Source organism: Paraoerskovia marina DSM 21750 (genome assembly GCF_000701465.1).
GTDB classification, from domain to species: Bacteria; Actinomycetota; Actinomycetes; order Actinomycetales; family Cellulomonadaceae; genus Paraoerskovia; species Paraoerskovia marina.
Genome location: NZ_JNIY01000004.1, coordinates 559516 through 573658, shown reverse-complemented (window position 1 = coordinate 573658; position 14143 = coordinate 559516). Strand labels below are relative to the sequence as shown.

Annotated in this window: 14 protein-coding genes; 2 read left to right on the top strand and 12 right to left on the bottom strand. The window is 67.4% G+C overall.

Translation table 11 applies throughout. The features are described 5' to 3' along the window. Nucleotides 1-27: 27 nt before the first annotated feature. The gene (locus Q343_RS0108765; protein ID WP_029253207.1) at nucleotides 28-522 is read left to right on the top strand and encodes a phosphoribosyltransferase; all 495 of its coding nucleotides are present in this window, start codon (nucleotides 28-30) and stop codon (nucleotides 520-522) included. 135 nt (nucleotides 523-657) lie between these two features. Beyond that, nucleotides 658-1080 (top strand): hypothetical protein, encoded by a 423-nt coding sequence (locus tag Q343_RS0108760; RefSeq protein WP_029253206.1) that lies wholly within the window; start codon nucleotides 658-660, stop codon nucleotides 1078-1080. Nucleotides 1081-1157: 77 nt separating this feature from the next. Here the strand turns inward: Q343_RS0108760 and nrdF are convergent, their stop codons facing one another. The 12 genes from nrdF to atpA form a co-directional block, all read right to left on the bottom strand. After that, nucleotides 1158-2138, bottom strand: a complete 981-nt coding sequence (nrdF, locus tag Q343_RS0108755) for a class 1b ribonucleoside-diphosphate reductase subunit beta (RefSeq protein WP_029253205.1) — start codon at nucleotides 2136-2138, stop codon at nucleotides 1158-1160. Between the two features lie 61 nt (nucleotides 2139-2199). Further along, the gene (nrdE, locus tag Q343_RS0108750; protein WP_029253204.1) at nucleotides 2200-4350 is read right to left on the bottom strand and encodes a class 1b ribonucleoside-diphosphate reductase subunit alpha; all 2151 of its coding nucleotides are present in this window, start codon (nucleotides 4348-4350) and stop codon (nucleotides 2200-2202) included. Beyond that, a complete protein-coding gene (gene nrdI, locus Q343_RS0108745; RefSeq protein ID WP_029253203.1) occupies nucleotides 4347-4778 on the bottom strand; it encodes a class Ib ribonucleoside-diphosphate reductase assembly flavoprotein NrdI in 432 nt (143 codons plus the stop codon). The genes nrdE and nrdI overlap by 4 nt, the downstream gene beginning before the upstream one ends. Before the next feature lie 35 nt (nucleotides 4779-4813). Then, nucleotides 4814-5059 (bottom strand): glutaredoxin-like protein NrdH, encoded by a 246-nt coding sequence (nrdH, locus tag Q343_RS0108740; RefSeq protein WP_029253202.1) that lies wholly within the window; start codon nucleotides 5057-5059, stop codon nucleotides 4814-4816. A gap of 467 nt (nucleotides 5060-5526) precedes the next feature. Next, the gene (locus Q343_RS0108735; RefSeq protein ID WP_029253201.1) at nucleotides 5527-6966 is read right to left on the bottom strand and encodes a GH1 family beta-glucosidase; all 1440 of its coding nucleotides are present in this window, start codon (nucleotides 6964-6966) and stop codon (nucleotides 5527-5529) included. A 169-nt stretch (nucleotides 6967-7135) separates the two neighbouring features. Beyond that, complete coding sequence (locus Q343_RS0108730) at nucleotides 7136-8398, bottom strand: N-acetylglucosamine-6-phosphate deacetylase (RefSeq protein WP_029253200.1); 1263 nt, start codon at nucleotides 8396-8398, stop codon at nucleotides 7136-7138. 82 nt (nucleotides 8399-8480) lie between these two features. Next, the gene (nucS, locus tag Q343_RS0108725) at nucleotides 8481-9176 is read right to left on the bottom strand and encodes an endonuclease NucS (RefSeq protein ID WP_029253199.1); all 696 of its coding nucleotides are present in this window, start codon (nucleotides 9174-9176) and stop codon (nucleotides 8481-8483) included. A 43-nt stretch (nucleotides 9177-9219) separates the two neighbouring features. Continuing rightward, complete coding sequence (locus Q343_RS0108720; RefSeq protein WP_029253198.1) at nucleotides 9220-9639, bottom strand: DUF2550 domain-containing protein; 420 nt, start codon at nucleotides 9637-9639, stop codon at nucleotides 9220-9222. Between the two features lie 10 nt (nucleotides 9640-9649). After that, complete coding sequence (locus tag Q343_RS0108715; protein ID WP_029253197.1) at nucleotides 9650-9928, bottom strand: F0F1 ATP synthase subunit epsilon; 279 nt, start codon at nucleotides 9926-9928, stop codon at nucleotides 9650-9652. A gap of 76 nt (nucleotides 9929-10004) precedes the next feature. Then, complete coding sequence (gene atpD, locus Q343_RS0108710) at nucleotides 10005-11486, bottom strand: F0F1 ATP synthase subunit beta (protein WP_029253196.1); 1482 nt, start codon at nucleotides 11484-11486, stop codon at nucleotides 10005-10007. Between the two features lie 61 nt (nucleotides 11487-11547). Next, nucleotides 11548-12441, bottom strand: coding sequence for a F0F1 ATP synthase subunit gamma (locus Q343_RS0108705; RefSeq protein WP_029253195.1), 894 nt, complete (start codon nucleotides 12439-12441; stop codon nucleotides 11548-11550). A 2-nt stretch (nucleotides 12442-12443) separates the two neighbouring features. After that, complete coding sequence (atpA, locus tag Q343_RS0108700) at nucleotides 12444-14072, bottom strand: F0F1 ATP synthase subunit alpha (RefSeq protein WP_029253194.1); 1629 nt, start codon at nucleotides 14070-14072, stop codon at nucleotides 12444-12446. Nucleotides 14073-14143: the final 71 nt, after the last annotated feature.

Genomic DNA, 14143 nt, shown 5'->3' with positions numbered 1-14143 from the left:
CGGGCCCCGCCGTCGTAGTGTCGGGGTATGAGTGCTGAGCGCGAAGTCCTGACCTGGCCGACCTTCGGCGCCGCGGTGCGCGAGCTCGCCGAGCAGGTGGTGGCCGGCGGGTTCGTCCCCGACGTCGTCGTCGCCATCGCTCGCGGCGGGCTCGTCCCCGGGGGTGCGATGGCCTATGCGCTGGGCACCAAGGGGGTCGGCACCATGAACGTGGAGTTCTACACGGACGTCGGCGAGACGCTGCCGGACCCCGTCATGCTCGCGCCGTCGATGGACGCCACCGATCTGCGGAACTCACGGGTGCTCGTGGTGGACGACGTCGCGGACTCGGGCCGCACGCTGGATCTGGTGATGCGCACGATCACCGAGCACGGCGCCGAGGTGCGTAGTGCGGTCATCTACACCAAGCCCCACTCCATCGTCCGGCCGGACTTCTCGTGGCGCGAGACCGACCTGTGGATCACGTTCCCCTGGTCCGCCGAACCCCCCGTCCCCGGCGCGCGGGCACGACCCGCCGACTGAGGCGAAGAGCACAGCGCCGCGATTTCGACGCGCACGGAGTGCTGCGTATCGTGGATGTCAGCGTTGCCACCGTCGTCGACGCGAGACCCTCCCCGGACACCCCCGGGCCACCTCGACGCGACGGAGACCATCCCCATGCGCATCACCCCCGCCCGCACCGCCATCGCTGCCGCCGCCGTCGGCCTCGTCCTCGCAGGCTGTGCCACCGACGACGCCACGGACGCAGCTGCCGACGAGACGACGACCGCCACCGAGTCGGCGCCCCTGATCGCGGACACCGAGTACCGCACGATCGACGACTTCAAGGGCGCTGCCGTCGAGGCCGGTCTCGAGTGCGACGACTTCACCGAGGCGACCGACCTGCCCGAGACCACCTGGCAGGAGGGCACCTGCGGCGACGTCACGCTGAGCCTCTACCGTGCGCAGGAGGACAAGGACGCGACGACCGCCGCCTACGAGGGTGACGACACCGTGCTCGTCGGCCCCAACTGGACCGTCGTCGGCCCCCAGGACGCGATCGACACCGTCCAGCCCGGGCTCGGCGGCGAGGTCGACTGACCGCTCCTCCGTACGGCATGACGAAGGCCCCGGTTCTCTCGTGAGAACCGGGGCCTTCGTCCGTCAGCGGTGTGCGACTAGAACTCCCAGTCGTCGTCCTCGGTACCGACGGCCTTGCCGATGACGTAGGACGAGCCGGACCCCGAGAAGAAGTCGTGGTTCTCGTCCGCGTTCGGGCTGAGCGCCGCGAGGATCGCCGGGTTCACGTCGGCCTCGTCCTTGGGGAAGAGCGCCTCGTAGCCGAGGTTCATCAGCGCCTTGTTCGCGTTGTAGCGCAGGAACTTCTTGACGTCCTCGGTCAGGCCGATGCCGTCGTAGAGGTCCTCGGTGTACTGCACCTCGTTCTCGTAGAGCTCGAAGAGGAGGTCGAAGGTGTACGCCTTGATCTCGTCCTGGCGCTCCTGCGAAAGCTTCTCCAGGCCCTTCTGGAACTTGTACCCGATGTAGTACCCGTGGACGGCCTCGTCGCGGATGATCAGCCGGATCACGTCCGCCGTGTTCGTCAGCTTCGCCCGGCTCGACCAGTACATCGGCATGTAGAAGCCGGAGTAGAAGAGGAACGACTCGAGCAGGGTGCTCGCGACCTTGCGCTTGAGGGGGTCGTCACCCTTGTAGTACTCCATGACGATCTCGGCCTTGCGCTGGAGGTTCTCGTTCTCCTCCGACCAGCGGAACGCCTCGTCGATCTCCTCCGTCGAGCAGAGGGTCGAGAAGATCGAGGAGTAGCTCTTGGCGTGCACCGACTCCATGAACGCGATGTTCGTGTAGACGGCCTCCTCGTGAGGTGTGATCGCGTCCGGGATGAGGCTCACGGCGCCGACCGTCCCCTGGATCGTGTCGAGCAGGGTCAGGCCGGTGAAGACGCGCATCGTGACCGTGCGCTCCTCGTCGGTCAAGGTGTGCCACGACGGGATGTCGTTGGACACCGGGACCTTCTCGGGTACCCAGAAGTTGCCGACCAGACGGTCCCAGACCTCGAGGTCCTTCTCGTCCTGCAGGCGGTTCCAGTTGATCGCGGAGACGCGATCGATCAGCTTCAGCTTCCCGGTGGGAGACATCGAATCCTTCTCTCAAGTGCGGTACGGACGACGGTGCCGGCTCGGCACGTGGGCGCGCTGGTCAGAGCATGCAGCTGACGCAGTTCTCCACCTCGGTGCCCTCGAGCGCCTGCTGACGCACGCGGATGTAGTACAGGGTCTTGATGCCCTGGCGCCACGCGTAGATCTGCGCCTGGTTGACCTCACGCGTCGTCGCCGTGTCCTTGAAGAACAGCGTGAGGCTCAGACCCTGGTCGACGTGCTGCGTCGCCGCGGCGTACGTGTCGATGATCTTCTTCCAGCCGATCTCGTACGCGTCGTCGTAGTACTCGATGTTGTCGTTCGTCAGGTAGGGCGCCGGGTAGTAGACCCGCCCGATCTTGCCCTCCTTGCGGATCTCGATCTTGGACGCGACGGGGTGGATCGAGCTCGTCGAGTTGTTGATGTACGAGATCGACCCCGTCGGCGGGACGGCCTGCAGGTTCTGGTTGTACAGACCGTGCTCCTGGACCGAGGCCTTCAGCTCGCGCCAGTCGTCCTGCGTCGGGATGTGGACGCCCGAGTCCGCGAAGATCTCGCGGACGCGGTCGCTCTGGGGCACCCACTCCTGCTCGGTGTACTTGTCGAAGTACTCGCCCGTCGCGTACGTCGACTCCTCGAACCGGTAGAACTTCTGTCCCCGCGCGATCGCGAGGCGGTTCGAGGCCGCCACCGCGTGGTACGCGACCGTGTAGAAGTAGATGTTCGTGAAGTCGATGCCCTCGTCGGAGCCGTAGTGCACCCGCTCGCGGGCGAGGAACCCGTGGAGGTTCATCTGCCCCAGGCCGATCGCGTGCCCGTTGTCGTTCGCACGTCGGATCGACGGCACCGAGTCGATGCTCGTCTGGTCCGAGACGGCGGTCAGCGCCCGGATCGACACGTCGATCGTCTTGGCGAGGTCGGGCGAGTCCATCGCCTTGGCGATGTTGAGCGAGCCGAGGTTGCACGAGATGTCGCGACCGATGTGGTCGTAGGAGAGGTCGTCCTTGTAGGTCGACGGCGTGGAGACCTGGAGGATCTCCGAGCAGAGGTTCGAGTGCGTGACCTTGCCCGCGATCGGGTTGGCCCGGTTCACCGTGTCCTCGTACATGATGTACGGGTAGCCCGACTCGAACTGGAGTTCGGCGAGCGTCTGGAAGAACTTGCGCGCGTTGATCTTCGTCTTGCGGATCCGACCGTCGTCGACCATCTCGTCGTACTTCTCGGTGACCGAGATGTCGGCGAACGGCACTCCGTAGACGCGCTCGACGTCGTACGGCGAGAACAGGTACATGTCCTCGTTCTTCTTGGCGAGCTCGAACGTGACGTCCGGGATCACGACGCCGAGCGACAGCGTCTTGATGCGGATCTTCTCGTCGGCGTTCTCGCGCTTGGTGTCGAGGAACCGCATGATGTCCGGGTGGTGAGCGTTGAGGTACACCGCGCCCGCACCCTGCCGCGCACCCAGCTGGTTGGCGTAGGAGAACGAGTCCTCGAGCAGCTTCATCACGGGGATGACGCCGGACGACTGGTTCTCGATCTTCTTGATCGGGGCCCCGTGCTCGCGCACGTTGCTGAGCAGCAGCGCCACTCCCCCGCCGCGCTTCGAGAGCTGCAGCGCCGAGTTGATGCCGCGCGCGATCGACTCCATGTTGTCCTCGATGCGCAGCAGGAAGCAGGAGACGGGCTCGCCGCGCTGCTTCTTGCCGGCGTTGAGGAAGGTCGGGGTAGCCGGCTGGAACCGGCCGGCGATGATCTCCTCGACGACGTCGAGAGCGAACTGCTGGTCGCCGTCGGCGAGCGTGAGCGCGACCATGCAGACACGGTCCTCGAAGCGCTCGAGGTAGCGCTTGCCGTCAAACGTCTTGAGCGTGTAGCTGGTGTAGTACTTGAACGCGCCGAGGAACGTCTCGAAGCGGAACTTCTTGCCGTACGCGAACTGGAAGAGCGTCTTGACGAACTCGCGGTCGTACTTCTCCAGGACCTCGGCCTCGTAGTACTCGTTCTCCACGAGGTAGTCGAGCTTCTCGTCGAGGTCGTGGAAGAACACGGTGTTCTGGTTGACGTGCTGCCGGAAGTACTGGTGCGCGGCCTGGCGGTCCATGTCGAACTGGATGCCGCCGTCCGGGCCGTACAGGTTCAGCATCGCGTTGAGCGCGTGATAGTCGAGCTCGGAGGTTGCAAGGTTCACCGTCGGTGCGGCGTCGGCACTCATGCCGGAATCCGTGACTGTTGCTGCCAAAATCGTCCCAATCCATCGCGGACGCGCATGACGTCCTCGTTTGTCCCGAGCAGTTCGAAGGCGTACAGGTACGGAACCCCGCACTTGGCCGCGACGACGTCGCCGGCTCTGCAGTACGCCTGACCAAAGTTGGTGTTGCCCGCGGCGATGACGCCACGGATCAACGATCGGTTGTGCTTGTCGTTCAGGAACTGGATGACCTGCCGAGGCACGGCGCCGCCCTCGTTGCCGCCGCCGTACGTCGGCACGACGAGCACGTAGGGCTCGTCGACCGTCAGAGGCTCGTCACCACGCCGCAGCGGGATGCGATGCACCGCGGTCCCGCTCTCGCGCAGACCAAGGCGTTGGACGAACCGGTGCGTGTTGTCCGACACGCTGGAGAAGTACACCAGGGCACTCATGCCCCACCTCCACTCACTGCCGCACGCGGCAGTGCTCAGGCGACGACGTCAGAGACCTTCGCCGCGAGTGCGCTGATCTGGTCGGGGCGGAAACCCGACCAGTGGGTGTCGCCCGCGATGACGACGGGCGCCTGCATGTAGCCCAGGCCGCGCACCAGCTCGAGCGCCTCGGCGTCCTGGCTGATGTCGACGACGTCGTACGACACGCCCTTCTTGTCGAGAGCTCGGTATGTCGCGTCGCACTGGACGCATGCTGGCTTGCTGTAGACCGTGACACTCATCAGCGTCTCCTCATCTCCGGGTGTGGGCGACCGGGTCCTGAAGGCCGTTGACCTGGAAGAACACCGGTGAAACTACGTCTGTGTGACCCGCCGGCGCTTCCCAGCTCCGTGCGTGTGTAACCACTATACCTAGTGTGTCGACTCTTGCTCGGCCACTACATGTCGTGTCTGGGTCACAGTTTCGGGTGTACCACGAACGCGCCGGATCTGCACCCGTGATGCAGTATTCAGACTGCCACGAGCCACCGACAGGCGGTCCTCCACCGGGTTGTCCACCGGGTTTCGCAGCGTCGAGGTCGGCGATTCCGCGAGGAACGGACCGCTCGTCCACACCCTGGGGACAGAGCTGTCCCCAGGGTGTGCGCGACGACGTCAGGACCGGTTGGACACCCACCCGGAGGCGGGACGCAACCACGCGCCCCACGGAGGGCGAGAAATATCACCCGCCCGGCCGTGGTGCCCGGTGGTCACCTCGCCGACGGGTCCACCGCCGAGACCGCCGGCAGGACGTGCGTCGTGCAGAGCGTGCGATACCAGTGCGCGGAGTCCTTCCAGGTGCGCTCCTGCGTCGTGTAGTCCACACGGATGATCCCGAAGCGGCGGTCATATCCGAACGACCACTCGAAGTTGTCCAGGAGCGACCACGCGAAGTAGCCCCGGACGTCGGCTCCCGCATCGAGGGCACGCCCCACGGCCTCGACGTGGTCGTGCAGGTAGGCCACCCGCCGCGGGTCGTGGACACGCCCGTCCGCGGAGACCTCGTCCTCGAAGGCCGCACCGTTCTCCGTGACCATCATCGGCTGGTCCGGGTAGGTGGCCGCGACCGACTCGAGGAGCTCGGTCAGCCCGCCGGGCTCGATGTTCCAGCCCATCGCCGTCGTCGGCCCGGGCTGCTCCACGAACTCGACGTCGTCGACACCGATCCACGGGCTCGCCTCGGCCGCGCCGTGGCCGTCGTTCTCGGAACGTTCCCCGTCACCCCGGTACCGGCGGACCTTGACGGTCGAGTAGTAGTTGACTCCCAGGACGTCGAGGGGCTGGTTGATCAGGGCCAGGTCGCCGTCGGCGACGAAGCTCCAGTCCGTGACGTGCGCCGTGTCGGCGAAGAGGTCGGCCGGGTAGACGCCGTCCAGCATCGGGGCGAGGAACGCGCGGTTCGCCAGCGCGTCGATCCGGCGCACCGCGTCCTGATCCTCCGCGGAGGAGGGGTCTTCGGGGCGGATGACGTGCAGGTTCAGCGTCACCGAGAGCCGGGCCTGCTGCCCCAGCACGTCGCGGATCTCCCGGCACGCGAGTCCATGAGCCAGGTTGAGGTGGTGGACCGCCTCGAGAGCCGCGACCGGCTCCGTGCGTCCCGGGGCGTGCACACCCGAGCCGTAGCCGAGGTACGCGGCGCACCAGGGCTCGTTGAGCGTCGTCCAAACGTCGACACGGTCACCGAGCTCCTCGGCCATGCGGCGCGCGTACGCGGCGAAGGCGAAGGCCGTCTCGCGGTTCGCCCAACCCCCGCGGTCCTCGAGCTCCTGCGGCAGGTCCCAGTGGTAGAGCGTCGCGACCGGCTTGACCCCCGCCTCGACGAGCGCGTCGATCAGCGTCGAGTAGAAGGCGATGCCCTCGGGGTTGAAGTCACCGGTCCCGCCGGGCTGGACGCGGGGCCACGCGATCGAGAGACGGTACGCGTCGAGCCCGAGGTCGACGACGTGCTGCACGTCCTCGGCCCAGCGGTGATAGTGGTCGTCCGCGACGTCACCGGTGTCCCCGTTCAGGGTCTTGCCGGGCGTGTGCGAGAAGGTGTCCCAGATGGACGGCCCACGGCCGCCCTCGTCGGCCGCCCCCTCGATCTGGTACGACGCCGTGGCCGACCCCCAGACGAAGGAGTCGGGGAACGTGCGGGTCGTTTCACTCATGGCTGGTCCTCGTCGTCGAAGGTCGGAACGCCCTACACCGGGGGTGTGGGAGCGTTTCCACGAATCGATTCGATCCTACCGGCGGGCGGACACACGGTCGACCCCGGCCCGCCTCCACCGAGGCCTGGACACGCGATCGACCGGTGCGCACGAGGCGGGCGCCCCGGGATCAGGCGGTCGGCACGTCCAGCACGTCGACACCGCTGCGCAGAACCCGCACCGGGTGCAGATCGGCGTCGGTCACGACGACGTCCGCGCGCCGTCCGACCTCGAGCGCGCCGATGTCTGCTCGCCCGATCACACCTGCCGGGGTGGTCGAGGCCGATCGCACCGCGTCGACGAGAGGAACCCCGGCGCCCACGACCGTCTCTCGCACGACGTCGAGCAGGTGGTAGGTGCCACCGGCGATCGAGCCGCCGTCGGCCAGTCGCGCGACGCCGTCGGCGACCGTCACCGCCATCGGCCCGAGCTCGTACGTCCCGTCCGCCATGCCGGCAGCAGCCATCGCGTCGGTGACCAGGACGATGTTGTCCGACCCCACCATGTCGAACACGCTGCGCGCGGTACCGTGCGCGACGTGCGTCCCGTCGCTGATCAGCTCCACGACCAGCTCCCCGCGAGCGGCGGCGGCGAGACAGGCGGCGATCGGGCCCGGCGCCCGGTGGTGGAGCGGACGCATGCCGTTGAAGAGGTGTGTCGCCGTCGGGCGGCACCCTGCCTCGGCGAGGGGGGACCGTGCGATCGCGGCGAGTGCCGTCCGGATCGCCTCCTCCGTCTGCTCCGTGGTCGCGTCGGTGTGCCCGACCGACGGCAGCACACCACTGTCCACCAGCGCCTCGATCGCGCCGCCGGGGCCGTCGACGCCGGGCACCTCCGGCGCGACGGTCATCGTCCGGACGTACCCGCGACCGGCCGCGGCGATCGCCCGCACGAGCTCGGCGTCACCGTCGAGCATGTCGTGCGGGTTCTGCGCGCCACAGCGCACCTCGGACAGGAACGGCCCCTCGAGGTGGATCCCGACGACGTCCCCCGCGTCGGCGAGGTCCGCGAGGTTCGCGACCCGCTGGAGAAGGGTGTCGCGGTCCGCGGTCACGAGCGAGGCGACGAGGCTCGTGGTCCCGTGTCGCAGGTGCTCGGTGCTGGCGACGCGCGCCTGGTCGACCGACGTCGCGTCCGGGAAGCTCGCGCCTCCGCCGCCGTGGTCGTGCAGGTCCACGAGACCCGGAAGAACGGTCGCACCCTCGGCCGGAGCCTCGGGCATCACGGCGGAGTACCCGGACGAGACCGCCTCACCGTGGCTCCCGACGAAGACGAGGAGACCGTCGGCGCTCACGACGACGCCGTCGTCGATCACCGCGTCCGGGGTGACGACCCGTCCACGGACGGCGTGCAGGTCGACGGGTGAGTCAGCGGGCGCGGTGTGCGAGGTCATACCCCCATTGTGCCCACTTCGCACGCACTCCGCACTAACCCGTCCCGCGGTGTGATCACATCACGTGGCCCGGACTGGACACTCAGAAGAGGCGCGAGTCCACGTCGTCGACCCCGCGCATCGCGTCATAGTCCAGGACCAGGCAGGAGATTCCGCGATCGGTGGCCAGGACGCGTGCCTGGGGCTTGATCTCCTGGGCGGCAAAGACACCGCGCACGGGAGCAAGCAGCGGGTCGCGGTTCATCAGCTCGAGGTAGCGGGTCAGCTGCTCGACCCCGTCGATGTCGCCTCGTCGCTTGATCTCCACCGCGACCGATCCACCGTCACCGTCCTTGGCCAGGATGTCGACCGGTCCGATCGCCGTCATGTACTCGCGACGGACGAGCGTGTGCCCGTCGCCGAGAAGTTCGATCTGCGCGGCGAGCATCTCCTGCAGATGAGCCTCCACGCCGTCCTTGATCAGGCCGGGGTCGACGCCGAGGTCGTGCGCGGAGTCGTGATGGGTGGCGTGCAGCTCGATCTCGAGCCGGTCGTCGCTCTTGCGGTGCTGGACCGTCCAGACCTCGACGACACCGCGCGATCGCGCCTCGTCGTCGGGCTCGCCCACGGACATGGTGCAGGGCGGACTCATCCAGTTCAGCGGCTTGTAGGACCCGCCGTCCGAGTGCAGCAGCACCGAGCCGTCGGCCTTGACGACGAGGAGCCGTGTCGCGAGCGGGAGATGGGCCGTCAGACGGCCGGAATAGCGGGCAGAACACTCAGCGACGACGAGACGCACGGACGCTCCTGACGATTCGTCCCGACCGCTGCAGCGCCGGGACCTAGACGACGACACCCCGGAGGCTGGGCGGGGCCGCCTCCATCCAGGAGGCGAACCCGGTGTACGCGTCCGGGGCCATGAAAAGTTCGAGCTCCTCGCCGCGGCAGGAGCAGGTGACACGGTAGTCGCTCGCGGGGTCCGACGCATCGACGAGCTCGCGTCCACGGACGACGATCTCGTCGCGCCGCCAGGACCTGCCCGGGCGGAACGAGACCGACCAGCAGCGCCACCAGTCGATGCGACCGGCACCGTAGACGGCCACCCCCGCGCGGGGGCGCCCACCGGTGGCGACGCCCATCTGCACGGCGCAGGAGAACGACCCGACCCGGTGGTTGAGACCACGAAGACGGACCACCGCGAGGACGATCAGCAGGATCACCGCACAGACGATCCCGACACCGATCCACGCGAGGCCCGTCATCAGGTGGACCTCAGCGAACCTTCTCGCCGCGGTGGACCTCGACCTGGTCGGCCACGATCGTCACCTGGTCCGCGTCGACGGAGAGGAATCCGCCGGTCACCGTGCCCGACACCGGCGCGCCCTCGACCGGCGTGATGACGACGCGACCCGCACGCAGGCTGGCCAGGAGCGGTGCGTGACCGACACGGATGCCGACCTCACCCTCGGAAGCGGGCGCGGTGACGCCCCGCGCGACGCCGGACCAGATCTTGCGGTCGGTGGCGACGATGTCGACGTTTAGATGTGCCACAGCGAACTCCTTGTTCCTGGACTCGAGAGGATGGGACTACGGTGCCCACGCGGCATGCGCGTGAGCACCGTCGGGATCAGTTCCCGTACTCCTTCTGGATCTTGGCCCAGTTGCGCTCGAGGTCCTCGAGGCCACCGATGTTGTAGAACGCCTGCTCGGCGATGTGGTCGAACTCGCCGTCCGCGATCTTCGTGAACGCCTCGATGGTCTCCGAGAGCGGAACCGTCGAGCCGACGACACCGGTGAACTTCTCGGCCATGTAGGTGTTCTGCGAGAGGAACTGCTGGATGCGGCGTGCACGCGCCACGACCGTCTTGTCCTCCTCCGACAGCTCGTCGACACCGAGGATCGCGATGATGTCCTGCAGCTCCTTGTTGCGCTGCAGGATCGACTTCACGCGGGTCGCGGTCTCGTAGTGCGCCTGGCCCACGTACCGCGGGTCGAGGATGCGCGAGCTCGACGTGAGCGGGTCGACGGCCGGGTAGAGGCCCTTCGACGCGATCTCACGGGAGAGCTCGGTGGTCGCGTCGAGGTGGGCGAACGTCGTCGCCGGCGCGGGGTCGGTGTAGTCGTCGGCCGGCACGTAGATCGCCTGCAGGGAGGTGATCGAGTGACCACGCGTCGACGTGATGCGCTCCTGGAGGAGACCCATCTCGTCGGCGAGGTTCGGCTGGTAGCCCACCGCGGACGGCATGCGCCCGAGCAGCGTCGACACCTCGGAGCCCGCCTGCGTGAAGCGGAAGATGTTGTCGATGAAGAGCAGGACGTCCTGCTTCTTCACGTCGCGGAAGTACTCCGCCATCGTCAGTGCCGAGAGAGCGACGCGAAGACGCGTGCCCGGCGGCTCGTCCATCTGGCCGAAGACGAGGGCCGTCTTGTCGAAGACACCTGCCTCCTCCATCTCGACGATGAGGTCGTTGCCCTCACGGGTACGCTCCCCGACACCGGCGAACACGGAGACACCGCCGTGGTTCTGGGCGACGCGCTGGATCATCTCCTGGATGAGGACCGTCTTGCCGACGCCCGCACCACCGAAGAGGCCGATCTTTCCACCCTGGACGTAGGGCGTCAGCAGGTCGATGACCTTGATGCCGGTCTCGAACATCTGCGTCTTCGACTCGAGCTGGTCGAATGCCGGCGGCTTGCGGTGGATGGGCCAACGCTCTTCGATCTCGAGCTTCTCGCCCTCCTTGAGGTTCAGCACCTCCCCCGTGACGTCGAAGACGTGGCCGCGCGTGACGTCGCCGACCGGCACGGTGATCTGCTCACCGGTGTCGGTGACGACGGCGCCGCGGACGAGTCCGTCGGTCGGCTTCAGAGCGATCGCACGCACGAGCGAGTCACCCAGGTGCTGGGCGACCTCGAGCTTGAGGGTGAACGGCGCTGCGTCCGCACCCTCGCCCGACAGGTCGATCTCGACGGTCAGTGCGTTGTAGATGTCGGGAATCGCGTCCTCGGGGAACTCGATGTCGACGACAGGGCCGATCACACGTGCGACACGGCCCGTTCCGGGGCCGCTCGTGTGCTCGACCTGGGCTTCCGCGGTGATGGCGGTCATTTCTGGCCTCGCTTCACAGGGCCGGAGATGACTCCGGCACGTTCGATGCTTGTCTGGGTGGTCATGATGCGAGCGCGTCCGCGCCCGAGACGATCTCGGAGATCTCCTGGGTGATCTCACTCTGTCGAGCCTGGTTGGCAAGGCGCGTGTAGTTGCGCACCAGGTCCTCCGCGTTGTCGACGGCCGTGTGCATCGCCCGCTGACGTGCGGCGAGCTCCGACGCGGCGGCCTCAAGGAGGAACGAGAAGATCCTGCTCCGGACGTAGCGCGGCAGGAGCGCGTCGAGGACGGACTCCGCCGACGGTTCGAAGTCGTAGAGCGGCAGCACGTCGTCGTCTCCCGGCTCGACGACGCCCTCGACGACCTCCAGAGGAAGCATCCGGACGACGCGCGGAACCTGCGACACCATGCTGACGAACTGCGTGTACACGACGTGCATCTCGGCGACGCCGCCCTCCTCCGCCGGAGCGAGGAAGGCGTTGAGGAGCGTCGACGAGATCTCCCCGGCCGTCTCGGACGACGGTGAGTCGGAACCCTCGGTCCACGTCCCGGCGAGCTCACGCCCACGGAACCGGAAGTACGACTCCGCACGTCGGCCTGCGACGTACAGAGAGACCTCCTTGCCGGCCTCCTGGAGACGAGCGATCAGACGCTCGGCCTCGCGGATGATCGACGCCGAGTAGGCGCCGGCCATTCCACGGTCCGAGGCCACGACGAGGACGGCGACCCGCTGGGTGTCCGTCCGCTCCGACGTCAGCGGGTGGGAGTCCGACGTGTGCGTCGCCACGGCCGAGACGGCCGTGGTGATCGCGGTCGCGTACGGTTCGGCCGCAGCCGTCCGCTCACGAGCCTTGCCGATCCGAGACGCGGCGATCAGCTCCTGCGCACGGAACATCTTCTTCAGCGACTGCGTCGACTTGATCCGCTGCTTGTAGACGCGTTGTGCCCCGGCCATCGTCAGGCCTTCTTCTGGCGAACGATCTGCTCCTGCTCGACCTGGACCGACTCGTCGTCGGCGTCTCCACCGATCAGAGGTGAGCCGTCAGCCTTCAGGAAGCCCTGGCGGAACTCGTCGATCGAGGCGACGAGCGCCTCCGTGGTCGAGTCCTCGAGCTTTCCGGTGCTCGCGATGTCCGTGAGGACGCTGGTCGACCGGCGCAGGTGGTCGAGGTATTCCGACTCGAACCGGCGCACGTCCTCGACAGGCACGTCGTCCAGGTGGCCGTTGGTGCCGGCCCAGATCGAGACGACCTGGTCCTCGACGGGGTACGGCGTGTACTGCCCCTGCTTGAGGAGCTCCATCAGCACGGCACCACGTGCCAGCTGACCACGCGAGGACGCGTCCAGGTCCGAGGCGAACATCGCGAACGCCTCGAGCGACCGGAACTGCGCGAGCTCGAGCTTGAGCGTTCCCGAGACCTTCTTCATGGCCTTGACCTGTGCGGCACCACCGACACGCGAGACCGAGATACCCACGTCGACCGCGGGACGCTGGTCGGCGTTGAAGAGGTCGGACTGCAAGAAGATCTGACCGTCGGTGATCGAGATGACGTTGGTCGGGATGAACGCCGAGACGTCGTTGGCCTTCGTCTCGATGATCGGCAGACCGGTCATCGAACCGCCGCCCAGCGCGTCCGACAGCTTTGCACAACGCTCGAGCAGACGGGAGTGCAGGTAGAAGACGTCACCGGGGTACGCCTCGCGGCCCGGCGGGCGACGCAGGAGCAGCGACACGGCGCGGTACGCGTCGGCCTGCTTCGACAGGTCGTCGAAGATGACCAGGACGTGCTTGCCGGCGTACATCCAGTGCTGCCCGATGGCCGAACCGGTGTACGGGGCGAGGTACTTGAAGCCCGCCGGGTCGGAGGCCGGAGCAGCGACGATCGTCGTGTACTCCAGCGCGCCGGCCTCTTCGAGCGCCCCACGCACCGAGGCGATGGTCGAGCCCTTCTGGCCCACGGCGACGTAGATGCAGCGAACCTGCTTGTCGGGGTCGCCCGAGTCCCAGTTGGCCTTCTGGTTGATGATCGTGTCGATCGCGATCGCCGTCTTGCCGGTCTGGCGGTCACCGATGATGAGCTGACGCTGGCCACGGCCGACGGGGATCATCGAGTCGATCGCCTTGATGCCGGTCTGCAGCGGCTCGTCGACCGACTTGCGGTCCATGACGCCGGGCGCCTGGAGCTCGAGGGCGCGACGGCCCTCCGCCTCGATCTCGCCGAGCCCGTCGATCGGGTCGCCGAGCGGGTCGACCACACGGCCGAGGTAGTTGTCACCGACGGGGACCGAGAGGACCTCGCCCGTCCGGCGAACCTCCTGCCCCTCCTCGATCCCGGTGAACTCACCGAGGATGACGACACCGATCTGGCGTACGTCGAGGTTCAGTGCGAGGCCGAGAGTCCCGTCCTCGAACTTGAGCAGTTCGTTCGCCATAGCGCCCGGAAGGCCCTCAACCTGGGCGATGCCGTCGGCGGCCATGGCGACACGGCCCACCTCTTCTGCAACGGCACCTTCCGGCTCGTAAGACTTTACGAAGCTGTCCAGCGCGGACCGGATCTCCTCCGGCCGGATCGTCAGCTCAGCCATTCTCTATCTCCTGTCGTGGCCGCTTCTCGCGGTCGAAGTTCATGGTCGTGCACCGGCCGGAGCCAATGCCC